At 40.9% G+C, this 21353-nt stretch carries 24 protein-coding genes and 1 pseudogene; 10 read left to right on the top strand and 15 right to left on the bottom strand.

Annotated elements, in window-relative coordinates:
• Positions 1-12: 12 nt before the first annotated feature.
• The 3 genes from WFI24_RS04045 to WFI24_RS04035 all read left to right on the top strand — a co-directional run bounded on the left by WFI24_RS04045 (position 13) and on the right by WFI24_RS04035 (position 2197).
• Entirely contained in the window at positions 13-309 is a 297-nt protein-coding gene (locus WFI24_RS04045; protein ID WP_243391246.1) for a hypothetical protein, read from the top strand.
• Positions 310-649: 340 nt separating this feature from the next.
• Entirely contained in the window at positions 650-1183 is a 534-nt protein-coding gene (locus WFI24_RS04040) for a hypothetical protein (protein WP_100526550.1), read from the top strand.
• A 687-nt stretch (positions 1184-1870) separates the two neighbouring features.
• Positions 1871-2197, top strand: coding sequence for a DUF1433 domain-containing protein (locus tag WFI24_RS04035; protein WP_336758969.1), 327 nt, complete (start codon positions 1871-1873; stop codon positions 2195-2197).
• Positions 2198-2343: 146 nt separating this feature from the next.
• On the opposite strand, the gene WFI24_RS04030 is transcribed toward WFI24_RS04035, so the two are convergent.
• The 3 genes from WFI24_RS04030 to WFI24_RS04020 all read right to left on the bottom strand — a co-directional run bounded on the left by WFI24_RS04030 (position 2344) and on the right by WFI24_RS04020 (position 4403).
• Positions 2344-2622, bottom strand: a complete 279-nt coding sequence (locus WFI24_RS04030) for a hypothetical protein (protein WP_100526547.1) — start codon at positions 2620-2622, stop codon at positions 2344-2346.
• Between the two features lie 35 nt (positions 2623-2657).
• Complete coding sequence (locus WFI24_RS04025; RefSeq protein ID WP_336758967.1) at positions 2658-2939, bottom strand: hypothetical protein; 282 nt, start codon at positions 2937-2939, stop codon at positions 2658-2660.
• A gap of 165 nt (positions 2940-3104) precedes the next feature.
• Positions 3105-4403, bottom strand: coding sequence for a galactokinase (locus tag WFI24_RS04020; RefSeq protein ID WP_336758966.1), 1299 nt, complete (start codon positions 4401-4403; stop codon positions 3105-3107).
• A 276-nt stretch (positions 4404-4679) separates the two neighbouring features.
• Here WFI24_RS04020 and WFI24_RS04015 point away from each other — a divergent pair, with 276 nt between their 5' ends.
• From WFI24_RS04015 to WFI24_RS03990, 6 genes are all read left to right on the top strand, one after another.
• Positions 4680-5060, top strand: a complete 381-nt coding sequence (locus tag WFI24_RS04015; RefSeq protein ID WP_336758964.1) for an MFS transporter — start codon at positions 4680-4682, stop codon at positions 5058-5060.
• 11 nt (positions 5061-5071) lie between these two features.
• On the top strand, positions 5072-5935 hold the full coding sequence (locus WFI24_RS04010) for an MFS transporter (RefSeq protein ID WP_336758962.1): 864 nt from the start codon (positions 5072-5074) through the stop codon (positions 5933-5935).
• A gap of 59 nt (positions 5936-5994) precedes the next feature.
• Positions 5995-6921: a DUF2268 domain-containing protein gene (locus WFI24_RS04005; protein WP_336758960.1), complete on the top strand. Its 927-nt coding sequence runs from the start codon at positions 5995-5997 to the stop codon at positions 6919-6921.
• A complete protein-coding gene (locus tag WFI24_RS04000; RefSeq protein WP_336758959.1) occupies positions 6896-7663 on the top strand; it encodes a MerR family transcriptional regulator in 768 nt (255 codons plus the stop codon). The genes WFI24_RS04005 and WFI24_RS04000 overlap by 26 nt, the downstream gene beginning before the upstream one ends.
• Positions 7664-8225: 562 nt before the next feature.
• Complete coding sequence (locus tag WFI24_RS03995; protein WP_336758958.1) at positions 8226-8573, top strand: hypothetical protein; 348 nt, start codon at positions 8226-8228, stop codon at positions 8571-8573.
• Positions 8574-8617: 44 nt separating this feature from the next.
• On the top strand, positions 8618-9184 hold the full coding sequence (locus tag WFI24_RS03990) for a hypothetical protein (RefSeq protein WP_336758957.1): 567 nt from the start codon (positions 8618-8620) through the stop codon (positions 9182-9184).
• A gap of 399 nt (positions 9185-9583) precedes the next feature.
• Here WFI24_RS03990 and WFI24_RS03985 read toward each other — a convergent pair whose 3' ends face one another.
• The 9 genes from WFI24_RS03985 to WFI24_RS03945 form a co-directional block, all read right to left on the bottom strand.
• On the bottom strand, positions 9584-9967 hold the full coding sequence (locus WFI24_RS03985; RefSeq protein ID WP_336758956.1) for a hypothetical protein: 384 nt from the start codon (positions 9965-9967) through the stop codon (positions 9584-9586).
• A gap of 229 nt (positions 9968-10196) precedes the next feature.
• A complete protein-coding gene (locus tag WFI24_RS03980) occupies positions 10197-11387 on the bottom strand; it encodes a matrixin family metalloprotease (RefSeq protein ID WP_336758954.1) in 1191 nt (396 codons plus the stop codon).
• 528 nt (positions 11388-11915) lie between these two features.
• Entirely contained in the window at positions 11916-14378 is a 2463-nt protein-coding gene (locus WFI24_RS03975) for a DEAD/DEAH box helicase family protein (RefSeq protein ID WP_336758952.1), read from the bottom strand.
• On the bottom strand, positions 14362-14688 hold the full coding sequence (locus WFI24_RS03970; protein WP_301880742.1) for a nucleoside triphosphate pyrophosphohydrolase: 327 nt from the start codon (positions 14686-14688) through the stop codon (positions 14362-14364). Before WFI24_RS03970 ends, WFI24_RS03975 begins: the two co-directional genes overlap by 17 nt.
• Before the next feature lie 228 nt (positions 14689-14916).
• On the bottom strand, positions 14917-15414 hold the full coding sequence (locus tag WFI24_RS03965; RefSeq protein WP_336758949.1) for a hypothetical protein: 498 nt from the start codon (positions 15412-15414) through the stop codon (positions 14917-14919).
• A gap of 47 nt (positions 15415-15461) precedes the next feature.
• Positions 15462-15932: a hypothetical protein gene (locus tag WFI24_RS03960; RefSeq protein ID WP_336758947.1), complete on the bottom strand. Its 471-nt coding sequence runs from the start codon at positions 15930-15932 to the stop codon at positions 15462-15464.
• A 74-nt stretch (positions 15933-16006) separates the two neighbouring features.
• Positions 16007-16318: a hypothetical protein gene (locus tag WFI24_RS03955; RefSeq protein WP_336758945.1), complete on the bottom strand. Its 312-nt coding sequence runs from the start codon at positions 16316-16318 to the stop codon at positions 16007-16009.
• A gap of 12 nt (positions 16319-16330) precedes the next feature.
• A complete protein-coding gene (locus tag WFI24_RS03950) occupies positions 16331-17446 on the bottom strand; it encodes a WXG100 family type VII secretion target (RefSeq protein ID WP_336758943.1) in 1116 nt (371 codons plus the stop codon).
• A gap of 128 nt (positions 17447-17574) precedes the next feature.
• On the bottom strand, positions 17575-18096 hold the full coding sequence (locus WFI24_RS03945) for a hypothetical protein (RefSeq protein ID WP_336758941.1): 522 nt from the start codon (positions 18094-18096) through the stop codon (positions 17575-17577).
• A gap of 141 nt (positions 18097-18237) precedes the next feature.
• Between WFI24_RS03945 and WFI24_RS03940 the strand changes: the two genes are divergently transcribed.
• On the top strand, positions 18238-18585 hold the full coding sequence (locus tag WFI24_RS03940) for a helix-turn-helix domain-containing protein (RefSeq protein ID WP_336758939.1): 348 nt from the start codon (positions 18238-18240) through the stop codon (positions 18583-18585).
• A 138-nt stretch (positions 18586-18723) separates the two neighbouring features.
• Here WFI24_RS03940 and tnpA read toward each other — a convergent pair.
• The 3 genes and pseudogenes from tnpA to WFI24_RS03925 form a co-directional block, all read right to left on the bottom strand.
• Positions 18724-19177: pseudogene (gene tnpA, locus WFI24_RS03935) on the bottom strand (IS200/IS605 family transposase).
• 286 nt (positions 19178-19463) lie between these two features.
• Positions 19464-20324 carry an SIR2 family NAD-dependent protein deacylase gene (locus WFI24_RS03930; RefSeq protein ID WP_336758937.1) on the bottom strand — a complete coding sequence of 287 codons (861 nt, stop codon included), beginning with the start codon at positions 20322-20324 and terminating at the stop codon, positions 19464-19466.
• Positions 20321-21349, bottom strand: coding sequence for a ParA family protein (locus WFI24_RS03925; RefSeq protein WP_336758936.1), 1029 nt, complete (start codon positions 21347-21349; stop codon positions 20321-20323). Before WFI24_RS03925 ends, WFI24_RS03930 begins: the two co-directional genes overlap by 4 nt.
• Positions 21350-21353: the final 4 nt, after the last annotated feature.

Here is a 21353-nt window from a genome sequence, read left to right as displayed (position 1 = left end):
GGATGTTCAAGTATGTCTACCTCAGAGAAGCAAAGTATTGTAGAAACAGCTACACCAATAAGTGTTCAGTACATAAAGAAATACTATAATGCGGACTTTATTGTAACGAGTCACGATATTGATGATCCTTCCATTCATTCACGTCTATATCTATACGGTCATATAACGGGACATGAGGATGAACGTATCACAGTTTCCTATAACTACGACTCACAGGAGGTTATCAGTGTACAAGGACCAGGCTGGTTTATCGATAGTCGAAATCCAAAAAAGGAAGTACCTTCTTCCCCAGAAAAAACAGCAAAGTAATATACCAATGTTAATGTTTCATTAGGAATGACCTGGAGAAAACGTCCAGGTCTCTTTTTTTGCAGTTGTTAGACGTAGTTTATTTGTAACAATTTACCTGTATTTATATCCATTTATTATAAATCAATATCTACACACCCGAAAACACATGCCTGCAAAAATAAGTAGAAAGTCTGTAATTTGAGTTTAAATAGCAAATAATAATGAATCCTTCTAGGCCATTTTTACCAGATAAAATCAGTGATATGCTTAATTATGGGACAGAAATGAAGAGAAGAAGCATGATTTTGGATATTATAGCTCATACTACCTTCAGGAAAATTATCGAAGGAGTGACAGCATGAGGTTAAAAAGTATCATCGCCGTTGGAGCCGTGTTAACCTGCTCATCTCTGTTATGGGGCTGTGGTAATGGCACTGCGAACAATGCTTCCCAGCAACAGAATGACACCGTTCGGTCGGAGAGTTGGAGCGATCCCAAACGACTGGAAGCTTCCCATCTTGAGGCGCTTGAACGTATGGAGAAAGACCATATTCACCGAATGGTTTCGCTTAGTGCAAGTACAGATGGAGACAAAGTAATGACCACACTTGAACGGTCGAGCCAAAAGTTGGAGGAAATGAGACCGCTCGCCGAAATGCTCCAACATGAAGGACATCCGGCATTATTACAGCGAATCCAGGACATGTCCGGTGATATCCAAGGTTCCAAATCCGTCATTGCTGAGATGAAAAATCTGCCTCAGGACGGTAAAATTAAGATTCAGTCCGAGAATTCTGATTCCTTGCATCACATCAGCAGCTTCCGCGATTACCACCAGTATATTCAAGAGAAAATTCAAACATTGAACAGGAATACTACTGATATACACTAATCAGTTATAGCACTGCTTACCCAAGGAAAGTAAAGAGTTAGGTAGGAGGATCACTTCCTATCTGACTCTTTACTTATGAGCAGATTTAGACAATTACTGTATCTTACTGCAACCTTCCATGAATCGTACGTATCTTCTGTTCCTGTTGTATCAGTCGTTGCTGATCAGCGATTACGAAATCTTCTCTCCTTCATACAAATTAAGATAGGGCAGTTCCGAAATTTCCTTATATGTTTTATCAGTTATATAGGTATCCATAAAAACTCTTCTCTGTTTACTGATCTAAAAAGTTAAAGTATATTATAATGTGCTAAGTTAACATATATAGGAGGTTAAAGATTATTTTTAAAAATATTCAATTTGTATCTTTTATACTTATAATCTTATCCCTTATATTGGGAGGATGTAACTCTATAACGAATCAAGACAAGATTATTGAAGAAGCCACTCAAGTGGGTCATCAATACTTCATTAATCACTATAATACTAAAGTGGAATTCATTGATCATAAATTTATGCCGAAAGATCTTAGCCACAATATTAGTTTGAGTGGACATGTTAAAGATCATAAGGAAACCGAAATCACTATCCTAATTGATTATGATACATTTGAAGTTCAAACAGCTGTTGTACCGAAAGAGTTACTCGACAAGAAAATCAAATAAGTTCCAACAAGGAGTGGTAGATGTGCTCAATAAAAAATATCGTACACCTCTAACCCTATTAATATTGATTAGTATAAGTATCACTGTATTTTGCGGTTGCATGTCCAACGAGCAAAAAGAAATTGTACAAAAAGCCGAAATCGCAAGCCTAGCTTATTTTAAAGAAACCTATGGAATTGATGTTGAGTTTACAGGCCACAAATTCATTCCATCTGACTTGTCTCATACGGTATCACTAACGGGGTACGTAAAAGGGAATAAAACTCAAGAAATAGTTGCAATGGTGGATTATGATACTTATGAAGTCAAAACAGGCTCAGCACCTGATGACATCAAACCTCTTAAGTAGATGTATGAGCCTAAAAGAATTGATAGTACCAAGAGCCTTGTAGAGATGCATGGCTCTTGGGTCAGATCAGTTGTACTTCGTTATATGCAAAAGGTTAGACAGTGACGAGTAATCCTCCCCCCTCACTGTCTAACCTCACCTCTCTGCTACTCACTCGCACCCAGATACGTCAGTAACGCCGCCAGCGTCATCACAATAAAGATGTGAATCCATACGTTCGCAGCTCCATACGTCATGTTGAAAAACCCCAAATAGGTGAACGAGTCACCTCCGTGACTCACCAATTGGAATATAAGTAGCATACACAGCAGAATACTGAATACGACCACTGTCAGCGCTCCGGCTTTTACCCTTCGCTCCTCATCCATCCGAAAAATCAACAAAGCACCAAATACGATCGCAATAAAAAACACAATAAATAACATACGGGGTCCATCCTCCTTATCTCTCTAGCTGTCCACTACTCTACCCACAACGATACCCAGATGAACATGCTAAACAGCAAGACTGGTGCAAGTGCGCCTGTGGCTAATATGATCCAAAGTGTCGCGGGCTTGATCTTTTGGCAGTATGCATCGACTTTGCTCATCCGGTCTTTGCGCCACTTGGCGAACCTGAGCTGTTTGATCATCCGATTGAGAACTATTTCTCGCTGCTCGCCCTCTTCCACATCTTCGATCTCACGCCGCAACTCCTCGTATAATTGAGCCTCTTCCTGCCCAGCCACTGTAGGTGTACCCATCTGACCCTTCCTCCCATAAGAACATTATTGAGATATAGCAACTACTTAAATAACACATTACAGACCTTCAAAGTTTGAAGTTTTTTCAAAAAATGGACAATCCAAAAAGCCCGGGCATGGCCCGGACTTCGTTAAATCATATTGAACTATTTATCTAAGTGCTTTTTAGCCCGCGTTAGCGATCAAAGCATTCAGACATACTGCGCCTTGTGCACGCACATTAACGACAATAATCGGCGTTTCCAGCATGTCGTGCATCCATGACATATACTCTTCTACTTTTTCGTTTGGAAGGATCGTCAGAATAACCCCTGCGAATCCACCACCATGAATACGACAAGCGCCATCACCCAGGTTTTGCAGATAATTCTCGGTCAGTGCCAGCGCGATGCCAATCTCTTGTTCCTTCACAGCACCACTCTGATATACATTCTGCAACCACTTCCATGACGAGTTACCAGACGCCGTAATCAGTTTCAAGAAATCAGCAAAACGTCCATCACGCAACGCCTGAACCTGACCATCGACACGATTGTTTTCCTCCAGGAAATGAAGCGCACGCAGCACGGCACGATCCCCAGCAGCTTCACGAACCTTCTTGAGGTTGGCATAGATGGCGTCTGCAGTAATTTCCCGAACATACTCACTGCCCAGTGCCTGAGCAACCGCTCTCATCTCATATGGCACAGCAGCGTAATCTTCTGTCAGATCAGCGTGGTTACCGCCCGTATTCACAATGACCAATGAGTAGCCGTTTTGTTGGAAATCCCACTGAACAGGCTCGATGACTGGCTGTGCAGGATTTTCAAAATCAATAGCAATGAGTCCGCCGTACGCACAAGCCATCTGATCCAGCAGACCGGAAGGTTTGTTCCAATAGTGATTCTCCGCATACTGACCAATTTTGGCCAAGGTTACAACATCCAGTGCTCCATCGTTATAGAAATGATTCAAAATCGTACAGATCAGCATCTCAAATGATGCCGAGGAACTCACTCCTGATGCCGAGAACACATTACTTGAGAGGTACGCCTGGAAGCCGCCTACCTTATATCCGAATTCTCCAAATCCCGCAGCCATACCACGAATTAATGCAGTTGTGCCATCGTCTTCCGTATTTGGCGTAAGATTCGTGAGATCGATTACATATTTCTTGTCATAACCTTCTGAATAAAAGGTAATAACCGATTCTGCCGTTGGCGCAGCCACCGCAAGTGTATCCAGCGTAATGCTGCCCGCCAGCACTTTACCATGGTTATGATCCGTGTGATTGCCGCCAATCTCGCTGCGTCCTGCCGCGCTGAACAACTTGCTTCCCTCTTGCGCGCCGAAGTACTCTTCGAACATTGCGTTCAACTTCGTGTAACGTGCAGTCTGTTCCTCTACTTGTGATTGTCCATACATTTGAGCAAGCAATGCTTGGCCCTCCGTGGATTGGATCAGATTCAATGGTTGTGTGGTCATTAATAATCCTCCTATGGATATGCAGCTTTTATTTTTAGACTATTGGTGAACATGGTTGTCGCGTCTGTTTCATGCGTTATTCCTCTCCCATTATCTCAGCTTCGTAGCGGAAAAGGTAGGGTAGAATTGAAAGTTTGTAAGCGTTTTGTGAAGTTATTTGTTGTAAAAATAGGATTGAAAACCATTTTAGAATAACTTAAATTTGGTTTAAGTGAAAACACATTATTTTCCAACCTCAATGTTACTATGCTATACATCTTATTGGCGGAGGGAACGATGAAAATCAAGTCGAATTATACCAAGTTATTTGGTGCATTTTCGCTTACATTTTTGGGTGATGGACTTACACTTGCTGCGGTTCCTTGGCTCATATCAACCCTTACAAGCGATACGCTGTATGCCTCTGTCACCATGACTGCACTTCGTTTACCCTGGCTGCTATTCAGTCTGCCCGTGGGTGTCCTCATCGACCGTTACTCACGCAAACATATGCTGATTGGGGCAGGATTTACGCGAATGATCCTTCTGCTTGCCCTGACGTTATGTATCTGGGGAGGATGGGTGAGTATTCCGATTCTGGCTCTCTTCATGTTTGGTATTGGCATGAGCCGAGTTGTATTCGACAGTACGGTGCAGACGGTCATTCCTCACTTGTAGATGAAAGTAAATTGGAGAAAGCGAATGGGCAGTTCACCGCCGGACAGTTAATCACAAGTGATATTCTGGGCGTTGCTATGGGAGGGTTCATTATCACCCTGCATATTGTTTTTCCTTTTGCCATAGACGCCGTAACGGCTGTTATTGCTCTGCTTTTTTTAATCAGTTTGAAGGGAAACTTCTATCCAGGTGATACGGAAACATCCAAGAAGGAAGTTCGCCCGATGAAGAATTGGAAACGCGAGATGTGGTCCGGTATTCAATATGTCTATCGAGATCGTTTTCTCCGCGGACTAGCGATTCTGTCTGTCACCATTACGCTGATGTATTCGATCATTCTGGCTACTCAGATCTTTTTTGTACGCGATGTGCTTCAGTTGGATGCTTTTGCATTCGGTATTCTCATCTCCATTGCAACAATAGGCAGCATTGTAGGGAGCCAGGCTGTTGCTTATATGCGCAAGAAATGGAGTACAAAACAATTGATTATCTCCTCCATTTTGTGCATGGGAATTATCTACGGTGTGGTGGGTCTAACTACAAATGCGTATATGGTAGGTAGTCTGTACTTCTGTGCTGCATTTTTCATCATTGTCTACAATATTACCCGTTCCTCCATCCTGCAACGTTCCGTTCCTAATGAGATGCTCGGCAGTGTCGGAAGCGTTTTTCGCTTTTTGTCCGTTGGCATCAGTGCCATTGGTACGCTTCTTGGCGGATTATTGGTGCGGGTTAGTGAAACGACATTTGATCGAGTGTTCTCGCTCCAACTTCCTTATCTCTTGTTAAGCCTGATCTATATCCTGTCTGCTCTGATATTCGCGCTGAAAATGCATAATCATTCAGAGAGCCAGCAGCACAACATCAACGCTTGACTGTAACGTTAGGTCATACTTGATAATGATCTCAAGCTAATAAGAAGGAGAGATTAAGGATGAAAATTACCGCGTTACGTTCAGATAAAATCTATAAGGAGATCATCCAGGCTGCACCCGATGAGAAATTGGAGTTATACCGCGAGCGAATGATGAGTCCATTCATGAACAAATGGAACATTCAACAGATCCCGTTTCGCTCTCAAGAGCCTCACGGCTTCGATGTGATCATGATGAATAACTTTATGAATATCGCTCCCGCAGATATCACACCTGAGATTAACGAATCGTTAGCAGCGATTTCTTCTGAATCATTTTGGCAACAGTGTTATGAAGCTGTCCGTACGAGTCTATCGACCTTTACAGATCACGGGATTGAGCTATCGGTCTCCGAATATCTATATACGATTTTATTAGGCGACAAGAACAGTCCATCACTCACCATGAACGAAGGCATCAGCGGAGATGGTGGAATCCCGGGTTATATTATTGCGAACCTGATCCCCAATGGGTATACTCTACCTCGTATGCAATCCGTGTTGGCCCATGAATGCAATCATAATGTGAGATATCAATATATCCAGTGGAATCCACAGATTACGCTTGGTGAAATGGTTGTTAGTGAGGGGTTGGCTGAGAGCTTTGCGACATCCCTGTATGGAGAAGATTTGCTAGGCCCCTGGGTAGCCCAAACGGACATGGAGACATTGAATACCTTAATCAAACCCAAGATGAAAGACCAGCTGCATGTCACCGGTTTTGACCAAATTAATCCGTATCTATACGGCGATGAACTTGCCATCATGCAAAATTTCACGCCCGTAGGTATGCCCTATGCGGCTGGCTATGCCTGCGGTTATCACTTAATTCAATATTATCTGCACAAAACAGGTACACCGATTACCAAAGCAACCATCACTCCGGCAAGTGTCATTCTTGCTGAAACAAAGGACTTTTGGAATGAAGACACCCTATTTCACCGTTAAAGATATCATTCAGATTACTGGCATCACCAAACGCGCATTACATTATTACGATAAAACCGATCTCTTAAAACCGAGCAAAGTCGAGGACAATGGCTATCGGTATTACGATCAAGAGGCACTAGGGAATCTGCAAATGATTCTCTTGTTCAAAGAAATGAATTTCTCATTGAAAGACATTGCAACCATGATACGGCTCTCCAAAGAAGAACAGAAAGATATCCTGAGAGAGCATCGCAGTACACTCGTTCAACGAAAACAAAATCTCGAAACCATCATCGACCAGTTGGACGAGTATGTAGGTGGAACGGATATCTCTCATCTTAATCTGTTTGACGACTCTTCCATCCTGTCCATTCAAGAGCAATATGAATCCGAGGCGAAGTTCATCTACGGAGATACCGAGAAATATCAGGAATTCGAAGCTAATGTGAGCCAGCTGTCTGTGGAAAAACAAGAAAAAGCCTACCAGCAGTTCTCGGTCAACATGGAGCAGGTATTTCGGGAGTTGGCGAAGCATCAGGAGCAGTCCCCTGCTTCTGGTGAGGTGCAAGCGTTAGTGCGTGAATGGAAGAGTTTTCTGGAGCAGTTCATGGTATGTGATGATGAGATTCTGAGATGTATCGCAGAAGCCTATACGATAGATCGTCGCTATGCGGGTTATTTTGATCAGTTTGGTGATGAGGATTTTTTGAGGTTTTTATATCAAGCGATTATGGTTTATGTGGAGGGTGGGGAAGCATAAGTTGCTTTCAAGCTCCTCCAGACGCGGTAAGACGACAAGCGATTAATCACACCCGTTCCTAGAATCCAACGCTCCTTGACTTTGTTGCCCATAACTTGTCAAGCTTATAAGTTACGGAGGACTGTCTGACACAGAGGAACAAGAATATCATCAGAAGGCGATTACTATTTCGAGTCGCATTTTTTTGTGAATTTAATCTATTTTTTAAATATTTCTGAAACTTTTCTCGATTTATTTTGTTATATATTATTATAGTTGGAAAATAATTTAATATATATTATATTACATACAATCATTTTCTGCTTAAATAATTTTAGGAGAGTGAAGAATTTGTCTAAGGGCAAGGTGAAATTGTTTGGATTACTTGGCTGCATCTCTTATGTTCACAGTGACTAGCTCATCCTTGTATGCAGCTCCTATTGAACCAAAAGAAGGGCTGTTTTTTGCTACAACCTAAGAAATTAGCAAAAACGTGTCACGGTCAAACATTACACTTGAGACTCCTAGTTCTGATTTACCTAATCTTAATGACTACAGCTCTTTCGCCTATGATGTAAAGGTAGTGGAAAACAACCCTGAACTGAGATCGTTCTTACAGAAAGCGCTCCAAGGTGGGAAAAAAGTTTACTTATATGGCGGACTGACTCCAGGGAAATATGAAGAGCTTTTAAATCAACCGTTAGAGTTTAAAGTCGAAAATGAAGCTGAAGGGGAAGTAAGGTCGCTCTTCATTGATGATGTTCAACAAAACGAAGGTCAACTAAATGGTGGACTAAAAGAAACAACCGAACAGGACATTGTCGGTTACACCCTGGAGGACAAAAATAACAAATTGTTGATGCTTAACTATCAGAACATGGATGAGAAAGGAAATGAAATACCTACAGATGCATCCCATCATACATATTGAATCAAATAGTCAATCACGAAGAAAGAGCAAATCAGATTACTCCTATGTCTACTATCGTAAAAAGTAACACATCTGATATTAGGACTGTGGGTGGTCTCTATGGAGTAGATAGTGCAGAAATGACAACTCAATGGCTGCTATACAAAGAAAAAAATGAGTCAGATGCAAAATTTGATTATTTTGCAATTAAAGATATTATACGGATCAAAAAACTTAGTGGTACTACCAATGCCAAGAAGTTAACTGCCACTCACGATGTCATGTACTCAAAGGATGATTTATACGATGCTGCTCCTGGTGACAGTAGTAGTGGTCCTTATGAAGTTATATTTACGTATCCTTGGGCACTAGAGTGGAGCTTTAGTTATGATGGTAATCCAAACATCGATCTCACAGAAAATACAAGCAAAGACACAGCGAAATGGGTAATTACACCAGATTGGTTACAGAATCTTCAATCAACAGATAACTTTCAACTCGGCACCAGTTGGAAGGCAGCTTCTGCATATCCTTATACAGGACTCCAAATAAGCCATGTCACGGAATGGCACAGTGCTGTTGAACACATGTTTGATTTAAATAACACATTTAACGTAGGGTACAATTGGTAATGAATAATTTCCAAAAAATTGTATCTGTTTCACTGGTGCTGATAACTGTCTTACTGAGTCTTATCTATTCTGAAATGAGGCATAGCAACAAAGTACAAGACGGTATTCATAAATATTTTTATAATGCTGATTAAAGCATAAGCCCCATTAAATTTCTGTTTTCAAGGAAGCTTAGTGAAAGTGAACACTAGGCTTCCTTTCCTTTGTCCTTAAAGGTATACCTTTACAGATTATATGTACGCCTAATATGGTCGCACTCTTACGAACATGTAATGTAATTCTAACTTTTCTTTAAGGGTAGTAAAATCAGAAAATACAGGACAAAAAAAGCCCTTGTAGGGCTTTTAAAATTATTATAAAATAATTTACCATTGTTTGGGTAATATACAAATAATCTCTTTAACTTTCTCTTGTCGGAGTATGAGAAGCGACTCTCCATTGACCTTCCTCATAGGTTAAAGTTATTTTTGCAGAGAGCGAACCCTCATTGGAACGATACTTACTGACCTCTATGGTAATGTTATTATCTGACTGTTGCTCCTGCTTTTCAATTTTCAGTAAAACCCCTTTAAGCTTGCTTTCAGACTGTTCAGACAGTCCTTCTTCAACCAATTCTTCATAGGTTAGGTTATATATCTTTACATTATATTTGCTTTGAAGGTAATCCTCGATGCTTTTTTTATCAGAAGCCTTTATTGGAAGTCCTTTATCGAAATCCAATGAGATATACTCCATGTTTTCATTAAGAGCCTTATCTGTTGAAATTAATTCATCCAACGCCACACGATAAGGTTCACCTAGTTCATTCTGCTGACTTGAGCCAGTAACACCACTTCCGCAAGCTGACAGTAAAAAAACCGCTACAACACTGAGAATAAAATATATTGACTTTACTTTTATGACAATCCCCTCCTTGGTACTCGTTACCTAATCAACGTAATAAAAACCATAAATGTTGCATTTTAATTTAAAAAGCAGCCCACACGGGCTGCTTTTTTTTATACCGTTCAAGTTAAATATTACTTTCTTGGCCTTCTGGAAGATATAATTTCGGAATGTTATTTACTTTGTTATATTTTTCGATCAAATTAATTTCATTCTGAATATTGTTAAGATCCAGACTGTGAGTATCTGTACTATTTTTCGCTACGCCTTGTGACTGTGACTGGATACCAGAATCAAACTTTCCTTGAGCTTGTCCTACCAAATAATAGCCGAAATCGTTCTTATCCGGTCTCGATCCTTTATTGCCAGTAAGAAATACAATGGCTTCTTCTCCAATTTTAAATGTAGGAGAGGCTTCTTCATTGAGGGTGTAAATCATATTATCTGTTTCCCCACCCTTAACCCGTATTGTTACTGTTTCACCAGGTTCTCCTTTATAAACAGTTTGAACCCGAATGGTAGTATCTGTGACAGGGAATCCTTCAAAGTCTTTTTTCACTTCTTGAGAAATAACTGTTCCAGACACAATAACATCAGCTTCATTTACAAGTTGATTTTTATCATATTGAATAACTTCAGCTTCAGAATGAACAACAACCTTATCACTATGATCTGATTTGGAGCTTTCATCATCATTTGTTCTCAGTGAATTAGTTATCCATCTCGACACTGAAGCTTGGGCTGCCTCCCGATCAGCAGTTGTCAACGTTCTCTTGTAGTCTGTATTCAATGATCCCTCGCCAAACATGGTATCTTCATAAATCGGAGAATGCCCTACACGAAGAGAATGACCAAATTCATGAGTCATCGTACTTTGAATATCACGAAAATTTGGTTTTGGAGAGTTGGACCAGTTGTGGCTGCTGTTAACTCTTATATCTGATTCAATTACTTTTCCGGCAGAATTGAGATAAGGCACATGTTCACCGGTAAACCCATCAGCTCCGTAAGGATATTTTGTTATAGTATTGATGTTGTTTTGGCTTGGTGTCGAATCATTGGTATCTGAAGCCGATTTATAAAGAAAGCTGCCTGAAGGCAATGCGTTATTCCATTGGCTCATTGCAGTTTGCATTTGTGTTTTGGTAGTAGAATCAAAAGTAGATTGGATAGAATAAGTGACACTTGATCTTCCCTGTGGCCAATAGTTAGGGTACAAATCATGACTGTAGGCAGCGAAAGACGTTCCTGCGCTACTCATTAACAAAAGTAATGAGCCAGCTATAATTAAAGGTTTTTTCAATTGTTTTTTAGACATCTTGTTTCCCCTCTCAATAAGTCTAGAATTTAGTAGCTTAAAAATAACGTGATCTGAAATGAACTCGAACCTTAGAACATACAGAATCCAAAGAGCACCTCCCTTCAAAGGTTCCCCGTGAAATGCTTATAAAGCATTGTGTTCTATATTCTAAGTTGTGCTAGGCCTTACTAAGCAAAAGGGCACATACCATATATACCCTATCAAAAAGGTAAAAGTTTCATTAAAATGTTATTTTTTATCGAATTAGCAATCCTTAAGAAAAAAAGGGCGATTTTCTCATGGCCCCCCCTTACCTTTATGGTATTTTTTCCGGGCTTTATTTGGCAGCTTGAAAAGATATACCTTTGAGACCCGTGAGGTATATAGTATCAGTGAAAATGGAGATCACGATCACATGGTTTCATGCTACAAAGTAGTATTTCTTGATTGCGAAATGGTTCCAATTGCTTCATATATCTCTTCAAAAAAAGATGGGGGTACTATCAAGGAATATCATCGATGAATAATTTAGTTATAAAAATATTACTAAACTCTTAATGTAACCGCTACTGTCCCACGTTCAAAATACGCATGCAAACGATACTGACAAATCTCCTTCGTCCAACGATACAGTAGCTCCTTTTCCTCCGTATCCTGCACTTTTACATTCAGCGAGAACATGCCATCCTCGAAACGGGTCATACTACCCTTCGCCCCGCTCCACATAGACATTGGCATGTCGATTATCAGTTTTTCAATCCGTGTTGCCGTCTTCTCATTCCATTCCCAGATCGCAAGTTTGCCTTTGTCCGAAAAGTCCTTCCGTTTCCGGTACTCCTTCTCCGTCAGGTACGTATGGAAAAACCTTGCCATCTCCCCCGGTGTGATCGGGTCCATCCAGTGCGCTTCGCCTCGCTCCAGCATGTACAGCAGCACGATCATTTTATAGCTTTTGTTCATGAGTGTCTTCTCCACATCGCGCAGCCAAGCCTCATGCCGGACGTAAACCTCCCCCTCAGTCGGGGACAACAGCTCCGTCCAATAGAGAAATCCAACATAGGAGCCAAATTCGTTTCGGTACCCGATGCTCTTCGAACGCCCCATCAGATGCAACTCCAGATAGTTCGGAATACGCCCCAGCTCTCGTTTCACATCCAGAAAATCCTGATGCAACTTCTCGCGGCGCGGCAGCCGTTTGCGGCTTAGCTCCTGAAGTAGGTTCACCACTCGAGTCTCCAGATGAATCCCACAGTTAGCCGGAACTTCCGGCACAGCCGAATCTCGGACCTTCGCTGTTCCCTCCAGCTCCCCGCGCACATCCAGTAAACTCAGCTTCACATCCGCATTTCGGTAGTTTCCGATCAGATCGATGATCACACAATGCGATTTCCCCTCTGCCAGCCGCAGACCGCGCCCTACCTGCTGGGTAAACACGGTGAGTGACTCCGTTGGACGCACAAAGAGAAGCGTGTCCACACGCGGTATATCCGTTCCTTCATTGAATAGATCCACCGTCAACACAACCTCCAGCTCACCCGCATCAAGCTGGCGAATGGCTTCCTCCCGCGACATCTCCGATGTGCGCGAATGCAGACTGAGCACCTTCACGCCCTGACTGCGAAAATACGCAGCCAAATAGTCCGCCTGCCGGATCGACGAGCAAAAGCCAATCGTTCTCGTCTGCTTGTGCCGCCGCCAAGCTTCATAAATGGTCTCCACATGCTCCTCTTGCAACTGAACAGCCATGAGCTGTTCTTCATCATACTTCGTACCGATCCAGCGGATCTGCGAATAGTCCGTATCGTCGAATACTCCGTAATATTGAAATGGCGCCAGCCAACCTCGCCGGATCGCTTCAATAAAATGCATCTGGTAAGCCACATTCCCATCACAGAGCGCATACACATCCTTGCCATCCAGCCGATCCGGGGTAGCCGTGATGCCCAGAAGGAACTCAGGCTGGAAATGCTCAATCACCGACATATACGTCTTCGCCGCCGCATGATGGAACTCATCCACCACGATCAGATCAAAGGCATCCACCGCAAATCCATCCCGGTGCTTCTGCATACTCAGCGTAAAGATCGAAGCATACACACAATCTGCCGCCCCATCCTTATACTGTCCGTTATATATCCCATGACTGCGCTCTGGCATAATCCGTTGAAAAGACTTCTTCGCCTGGAACAGAATCTCTTCCCGATGCGCCACAAACAACACCCGCTGGAACCGTTGGGCGAAGAAACCCGCCAGATACGTTTTGCCAAGCCCGGTCGCCATGACGACCATCGCTTTGTCGTACTGCTCCTCCATCGTGCCATGGAGTGCTTCGAGGGCATCCAACTGAGCCAAACGCGGCTGGATCGGCGCAAGCGAGAGCTCGGCGGAGGTTTCTTCATCATTTTCCTCTGGTAGCCCCGTACCGAACTCCGCTTCTTCCATCTCCATGATCCGCTGGATCATCTCTGGGTTCTTCTGGTGATATTTGAGGTACTCTTCCTCATACAGCGCAATCGAATCCAGGTTCACTGGCAAGGTTGTCTCGTGGTAGAAGCTCTGCATGAACTTGTCCAAAGCTGACTGGAACGTATACGGCTCCGCCTCCGCATTCATCGCCAGATTCCATTCATACCCTGTCTTCAGGGCCGTGAACGAAAAGTTGGACGAGCCAACGATCAGCAGCCCTTCCCCATTGTCATGATCGAACAGATACGCTTTCGGGTGAAAAGAAGTGCCCATACTTCGCCACAAACGTGTCTCAATTCGTGGATCAACCTCACAGAGCGCACGCAAACCTTCCGGCTGTGTGATATACAGATAATCTCCTGCGAGCATCCGTACTTCTGCCCCACGTTCTGCCGCCCGTTTTAAGTGCGGGGCCAGCAGTCTCACCCCGGACTGCATAATAAAGGACGTCATAATATAAATCCCGGACGCATGCTGCATCCGGGAAATGAGTTCGTCTGCCAAGTTATCTGTAATGAGTTTAACGTTAAGCTTCGTCGACATCGATCAGATACACCCGTTCCTGGAATCCACCGCGCTCCTCGGCCTTGTCCGCCCGCAGCTTATCCAACTGTGCTGCATTCGCTCCATGCACCTCCGCCAGCGCCCGGATCACCTCCAGCATGTCAGCCAGTTCTTCTAGGGCTTCCTGATCACTCGCTGCATTTACGTACTCATCCGATTCTTCTTGCAGCTTCGTTCTTAGTTCTTGCTTATACTCCTCCAGGTCCAGAATGCGTGTACGGCATTCCTTACCGCTGGATGTGATAATATGCGGAATCTTGTCCCGCACCAATTTGTTGTATGTAGGCATGTGGTATAACATCCTTTCTGCTATGAGAGCCTTCAAGCCTCGCGCCAGAATCTCCCTTTTTGCCATTATACCATTTGCTATGGGGAGGGATGGGTTGATTTTGTAAAGTGGTTGGGATGGAATGAGGAGATAAAAATAACCCATGACTACTCGTATTCGAGTTGAAATGGGCTTTCTGCCATTATTAATGTCTAATTATTTTGCATCAAACTCTGGTTCAGAAGGATTCTAAGCCAACAGTTTTGAGACAATAGCATTCATATTCGTTGTTTCTTTATCAATCTCGACCAAACAAGTGTCATCATCCATAGCTGGTTCATAACCGATTCTAACTTTTTCAATTGCATACTTCTTCATAATATCAAGAATATACTCTATTAACTTCTGAGCATTTAACGTTGTCTCTGAATTTTCTCCGCTGAACAACTCCTCTTCAGGAAAATTCATAACGATATCTCCAGATTCCTCATCGAATGAAAATACAATCATCACGTCGTTAAAGGTATGACCCAGGTTAAGCTGAGACAATAATATATTCCCCGTTCCCTTAGGAGAAAGAATCTCTTCAAGGCTCTCTATTTGCTGAAATTCAATATCGTTTTCACTACGGTTATCATAAAAGTGAGAACTTTTGATATGATTCAACTGAATGTTCAAATCATTCTTAATGAATCGATCTAGATTATTTTTGTTAAAATCAATCAAAATAATTTCTAAACTTTCCATATCCAAACCTTCTTACATCATATAATTCTTTCATTTTCCCAATGTTTTCAATTCGGTATTGTAGGCGGATGTAGTTGCTTATGTTCCAACTCAAACCATTGCTCAATATGGTTACATAACAATGGGATGTCTTGAATCGCTTGCTCACAGATTTCTTTATATGAATCTTGAAGCACTTCTTCAAGTTCCAAATTCACCTGATATGCCTCAGTTTGTTTCGCATGGTATACATCAGCAGGCTCAATGACATAATTTTTATTTTTGGTTAAAGGACTTACATAGATCGTCCACTCAAGGTTACCCTTAAAGTGCTGAATACAATGCTTTAATTCCTCGTAAAGCTGATCAGCGTTATGGAATCTAAAATAAAAACCCGCAGGTTTCTCATATATCCGATTCGGATTATACATCTCTGTTCTATTCCATTCATACGAACCTAATTTGGCCAAGGTATACGCCATAAGTTCCGGTGCAAGCACCTCTTCTTTTTTCTTCATATAAATACTTTTTGACACCATGCCACCCACTTTAGAATCCGTTTATTCATTTGTTGAAAACTATGTTTTCCTGATTACTTTCAATGATCTTATTATTAATCCTCCATTGATTGGATCGCATATTCTATGTCTTGCTCCATATCCAGATCAGGATACTTCTTTTGCAATTGAAGAAGACAATCTATAAATGCTCGACTTTGGAATTCAGAAGATAGATCTTCAAATATCTCACTGAGCCAATATAAATCTTCTTCTCCGCATTGATTTAGAAATGATATGGCACTCTGCTCATTCTCTTTTAGAATGTCTACCATCTCATTCCATATCGTTTGAATAGCTGGATCGTCGGGGTGTAAATCTTTTCTCTTCTTTACTAATGAGATCACTTTTTCACTGTAGTCTACCATGGTTCGCTCTCCTCACGGTTGTCTTGAGTTATCTGGAGTAATCGTTCCGATCTGTCCATCGTTCTTGATCACTCCTACTCTAACGTTATTATAGTTTCCAAACATCCATTCACCATCACCTTTAACTCTGTTCTTGGGAAGATTTGCTACGTACTCACCTGACTTTTTGATATCTTCCGATGTCCACTCCTTAGGGAACCATGCTTGGCCCTCTCCACTTCGCTTTGCTTTATTTTTGTGATTAGGTATATTACCAACTCGTACACCGTTTGCATATTCTTTAGTAATGTTGAATGGAATTTTATTTTTATTTAAGTAATTGATATTATCTTGACCATGACCGCCATTGATCAATCTATTTTTAGAATTGAAATCTCCAAGTGAAGCATGGTGAATTCTTTCATTACTTACTGTAATTCTTCCACCGATCATACCTTTTGGGAATCCTAAACCTCCATTCGGAACCTTATAACCCCTATTATACGTTCCAGTAAAAGCCAACACGAGCTTAGCAGTCTGTAACCCCCCTATAGAAACTGCTGCTTGCCATGCAGGAATGGATTCTCCCGTTACGGGATGATGACCTTCCTTAAATGCGCTGATCTGTTCATCATATATATCCCCACCACTAGACACCGGTTGCTTCGGCCCAGCTCTCATTTCCTCATAGGTGCCACCCTTTTTCCAATACTTAACGAACTCTTTTTGCCCTGGCATCCCATCCTCTGCTTCACTGGCAGGCATGTTAACTCCAAACAAAGGATTATATACCATTCGTCGTTGCTCTTCTATGTTACCTGTATTATGGTTCATCATTGTATGGGCAGCAATCTGTCCAGCAACGGCTCCCAAGCTCACTTGTTCCTGATCTGCTTGGTCGAATCTCTCGGCAATCGCCATTAGATCCTGAGAGGACTTCACCATACTTTCCAGTGCTCGATCCAGTACAGGACGTGACTGCTGAAAATCATAGAAAAATCGTTCCTGCGTTGCTCCCGCCCACTGAGACTGGATAAATCCGATCCGTGCAGTCAGGTCATTACGTATACCCTCCAACTGTTGCCTACCCTGCTCGATCTGCCTGGATATATGCATCAGTTGCTCAGGTGTCACTTTAATTGTATTCATATCATTCTCCGCCGTTAAAATTAGGATTTTACAATGTTAGCAGAAGTTTGTTGCAAATACATCCACCTATTATCCTGATTTCCCCTTTCCTGTGAAAGGAACCTCCAGATCATTATACACGTCTTACATCAGAAAAACTTTGATAAATCATCATTCAATCGAGTGGCTAACTCCTCCAATATGTCTTCCGTTCGTTGATGAAGCTTTTCGATGTTATCAAGGTCTAAATATTGATCCTCTTCGCGTTCCTCTAAAGATGACATATGTTGTATCGTGCCGATGAACAAGGCAATATCCAGTCCGGGTTCAGTGTCCGTATGAACTAAAGGCAAGATTTCGTTCATGGTGAGTTCCTTGGGTGGATGTACTGAGTGATACTTATGGATATAAAGCGCCTTAATCATAGAGGCTAGAGCCCAATCACATAGAATTAGGCAGGCTTTGAACTGATTGTGATTACACATGATGGCGGCAAGTTTGAGATGATACTTAGCATGTTGGTGATAGGCCATTATTGTGGTACGTAGCATATGGTAAGCAGGAATATGTTTGGACCTAGGTTGTGTGGAGATATCATGGTCTTGCAAACGTGGGGTAAAATCTACTTGGTGATTACAATGTGCTTCGGTTATGGACCAATTTCTTGCCATTGTCATCCCTCCAAAGAGTTAATACCAGTATTATACAATAAAATGATACATATAGTAATCAAATAAATTATTTGTATTCTTCGTTTGGTGTTTACCTTGAGGAAACTTGTCTACACTTTTGAACATAGAGAGGTGAATACCATGAACGAGGACAGAGAAGTTTTGAAGCTGGTCGGAGCCAGAATTCGCGCACTACGCAAAGAAAGAGGGTATTCACAGGAATCCCTCGGAGAAAAAGGTGGATTTCATTTTTCATACATAGGACAAATCGAACGTGGAGAAAAGAATGTTTCTTTGGTGAACTTGGCAAAGATCGCTGAGTCACTGGATGTTAATTTGATTCAATTATTTGCTTATGTTGATGAAGACTTTCACTCCACAGAATCAGAAGTAGTAATTCAAGAAATTGTAGGCATGTTGAGAGATACTTCGCCACACAATATTCAATTAACGAAGAATGTGATACGTGAAATATTAAAAGGAACATGAAAATCGAGAAATACTATCACCGGCTTAGCCGGTCGCTTCCATCAGTCCTCTAAGGGCGTGGTACAAGCAAGTGCTGAGAAGGCACGCTGAATCTGCCAACCCGCGTGGCGTCTCTGTCTGCCCCTTCAGAGACTTTTTTTATTTGTCCTTTTTTACAGACTTACCCGTAAACGGGTTCAGCTCTTCTTTCATCGTCAGTTGTTCGTAGTTTCTTGTCTTCTGTCAGTTGATTCAGAATGTACTGTTTCTCCACAGTATCTACATAGTATCCTCTACACCAGAAAATGGATATTTTTGTATCGGTATTTCAAATTGGCGAACTTATTGAAGATCATCATCGATTCCCTTTTAAATATCCCATAAACTCTGAGGCACTCTGCTTCGGTGAATTACTTACTAAGACTTACTAACATATGGATATAGTCTACACATGCCTCTCTTCAATAATTTCTTCCTTTTTGTTCACATAACTCACATGATCTTTCTAATCTCACGTTTCCAATTTTTCAAAAATCGCTTGTTCTATATTTCGTGCTATTACGATAGGATATCTGCAGTTCAATCGGATATGTGCTAGACTGCATTTGTCCATCCGTTTTCCTCCTCTGATTCATCTAAGCGGTTGAAAGACCAGTTTCAGATTATTATTGAAGTTCAAAGGATGACTACTCATAGCTATAACCTTTCTGAAAAGCCCCAGTTCAACTGGGGTTTTCTTTGAAATAAAAAAGGCAACTTTAGATCTGCTAAAGTTGCCTTTTCATATATTGAGTTGTAATTTACAAGTTATATCACCAATTAAATAGTTACCATTTTTATTCTCCATAACTAGCTTAAATTCGAAATAATATGAACGGAATGTCTCTTCGCATATTTTGCTAAGGCATCTTCCTCTCGAGCCGATATTGAGAAACTAAGTTGGATAGTTCTAGGACATTTTCTGCAAAATTTTCATACTCTGGTCCGTATTCGAGACAAATTATATTATAACAATCATGCCAAAATTTTTTGATTTCTTTATCTACTCCTTCTTTTAAAACAACATAATGCGGGCAACTTATAGCGCTTGAATTTGCCGAAATTGTCTCAAGGATAAGGTTGATATCAGGATCATTTAAACTGTAGCCTAAAAAAAGTACAGAATTTGTCATAAATAGCGCTTGGAGTAAATTGTAAAATTCAGGGTAGTCTTTTTTTGCATTGTAGTACTGCTTTTGAGTAAAAACAAGTTGATCTATATCATCGATTGTCCCATGTGCTTTTATGATAAGGTTTGTGGTAGATTTAATATTTGATAATATCTTTCTAACCTCAGTATAATTGGCAACAGCATACCCATGACTGTTACACAAATTGTCGTATATCTTGTCAAAATTTGTTGTTATTAAAATTTTTGGATCTATTTCTTTAAGAAGATGATGAACGTTTGAAGCTTGATAATCAGGATTACTAAAAATATCTCTTAAATAGCTACTATATATACCAGGATCACAGCTATCGTATATTGCTTGTAGTGCTAGTAAGTAATTATTCTGCGATAACATCTTCTCTATAAAAGGTATTGAATTGTTATGAACGGGATTAATCAATTTTTTTGCACCATTAAGAAATCCCCCCCATGTTTCAGGCGATTTTCCATCTTTATCTATTGCAGTAGCTGATACTCCAGATCCTATAAATAGAATACACCTTCTGTAAGCTATCTCTTCTATTAAATTTCGCGGCCATCTTATATTCATCTATATTCACCGATATTTTCATTTAATTTTTCACAAATAATAGAAATCATAGATTTAAATTTCTCAGCTGAAGCGATTTGTCCTCCGACCAATCCATCTGAATATGACAAGTCGTACATAGGAGCATTGTTAGATTGAGCAAGAGGAACCAGGCTATAAAGATAGGGAACATCACCTAAATTTAGATCTTCAACTGACAAATCGTTGTAAATTAAAAATCCGAGTTGATCTAAAACTGTATTAGGGATTTCTCTAATTATTTTATCATAAGAGGCTACAGCCCTTCTCCCAGTTGAGAAGTTCCTTGTAACATATTGTTGGATAGAAAAACCAACTAATCTTGTGGTATTTTCCAAATTAAAATTCAGAGGATGTTTATTCAGTGCTGAATCTCCATAAGTTTTTTGCTTTAATAAATCTATAGCATTTGTATAAATTTGCATCCAACTTTTTATCCAAACAGATATATTTGATACTCCAATTAAGCTGAAAATATCAGACCCCATAGGTGTTACCATATAATCTGAATTAAGTAGGATACTTCGGTTGAGTGCGCCTAAAGAGGGTCCAACATCTACAAACATCAAATCGTAATTTTTAAAATGTTCTTTGAACGATAATAGCCAATTTGTTTTTCTAAATCCACCCAGATCTCCTGAAGAACATTTATTCCATGAATCAGATAAAATATCTTCTACAATCGATAATCTTTGATGACCAGGTATAAGATCGAAATGAAATCTACTCTGACTTTGAGGAAAAGGATCATAACTAAAATCCACATAAGAATCACCTTCACTTATAGGTGACAGGAAATCCATTAATGTCGGATTAACAGCATCTTCACCATAAAACTCACTCCATTTCTCCTCAGGCACAACCATTTGAGTAGAATTGGCCTGAGGGTCTGCATCTAAAAAAAGTACTTTTTTCCCATAATGGCTTGAGAAGTAGGATGCTATGTTAACAGCCAGTGTTGTCTTACCGACTCCACCTTTATTATTAAAGAAGGTGATAATTTTCATTCAA

It is taken from the genome of Paenibacillus sp. USHLN196 (assembly GCF_037144955.1).
Classification (GTDB): Bacteria; Bacillota; Bacilli; order Paenibacillales; family Paenibacillaceae; genus Paenibacillus; species Paenibacillus xylanexedens_C.
Note: the sequence above shows the minus strand (reverse complement) of the source record. Positions and strands in the feature narration are given on the sequence as shown.

Excerpts from the sequence above, each read along its gene's own strand:
- WFI24_RS03930 (WP_336758937.1), bottom strand. The coding sequence starts at position 20,324 with ATGAATATAAGATGGCCGCGAAATTTAATAGAAGAGATAGCTTACAGA.
- WFI24_RS04015 (WP_336758964.1), top strand. The coding sequence starts at position 4,680 with ATGAAAATCAAGTCGAATTATACCAAGTTATTTGGTGCATTTTCGCTT.
- WFI24_RS04045 (WP_243391246.1), top strand. The coding sequence starts at position 13 with ATGTCTACCTCAGAGAAGCAAAGTATTGTAGAAACAGCTACACCAATA.
- WFI24_RS03965 (WP_336758949.1), bottom strand. The coding sequence starts at position 15,414 with ATGGAAAGTTTAGAAATTATTTTGATTGATTTTAACAAAAATAATCTA.
- WFI24_RS04040 (WP_100526550.1), top strand. The coding sequence starts at position 650 with ATGAGGTTAAAAAGTATCATCGCCGTTGGAGCCGTGTTAACCTGCTCA.
- WFI24_RS04005 (WP_336758960.1), top strand. The coding sequence starts at position 5,995 with ATGAAAATTACCGCGTTACGTTCAGATAAAATCTATAAGGAGATCATC.
- WFI24_RS04000 (WP_336758959.1), top strand. The coding sequence starts at position 6,896 with ATGAAGACACCCTATTTCACCGTTAAAGATATCATTCAGATTACTGGC.
- WFI24_RS03980 (WP_336758954.1), bottom strand. The coding sequence starts at position 11,387 with ATGTCTAAAAAACAATTGAAAAAACCTTTAATTATAGCTGGCTCATTA.
- WFI24_RS03955 (WP_336758945.1), bottom strand. The coding sequence starts at position 16,318 with ATGGTAGACTACAGTGAAAAAGTGATCTCATTAGTAAAGAAGAGAAAA.
- WFI24_RS03950 (WP_336758943.1), bottom strand. The coding sequence starts at position 17,446 with ATGAATACAATTAAAGTGACACCTGAGCAACTGATGCATATATCCAGG.
- WFI24_RS03925 (WP_336758936.1), bottom strand. The coding sequence starts at position 21,349 with ATGAAAATTATCACCTTCTTTAATAATAAAGGTGGAGTCGGTAAGACA.
- WFI24_RS03970 (WP_301880742.1), bottom strand. The coding sequence starts at position 14,688 with ATGCCTACATACAACAAATTGGTGCGGGACAAGATTCCGCATATTATC.
- WFI24_RS03960 (WP_336758947.1), bottom strand. The coding sequence starts at position 15,932 with ATGGTGTCAAAAAGTATTTATATGAAGAAAAAAGAAGAGGTGCTTGCA.
- WFI24_RS04020 (WP_336758966.1), bottom strand. The coding sequence starts at position 4,403 with ATGACCACACAACCATTGAATCTGATCCAATCCACGGAGGGCCAAGCA.
- WFI24_RS03990 (WP_336758957.1), top strand. The coding sequence starts at position 8,618 with ATGTCTACTATCGTAAAAAGTAACACATCTGATATTAGGACTGTGGGT.
- WFI24_RS03940 (WP_336758939.1), top strand. The coding sequence starts at position 18,238 with ATGAACGAGGACAGAGAAGTTTTGAAGCTGGTCGGAGCCAGAATTCGC.
- WFI24_RS04030 (WP_100526547.1), bottom strand. The coding sequence starts at position 2,622 with ATGTTATTTATTGTGTTTTTTATTGCGATCGTATTTGGTGCTTTGTTG.
- WFI24_RS03975 (WP_336758952.1), bottom strand. The coding sequence starts at position 14,378 with ATGTCGACGAAGCTTAACGTTAAACTCATTACAGATAACTTGGCAGAC.
- WFI24_RS03945 (WP_336758941.1), bottom strand. The coding sequence starts at position 18,096 with ATGGCAAGAAATTGGTCCATAACCGAAGCACATTGTAATCACCAAGTA.
- WFI24_RS04025 (WP_336758967.1), bottom strand. The coding sequence starts at position 2,939 with ATGGGTACACCTACAGTGGCTGGGCAGGAAGAGGCTCAATTATACGAG.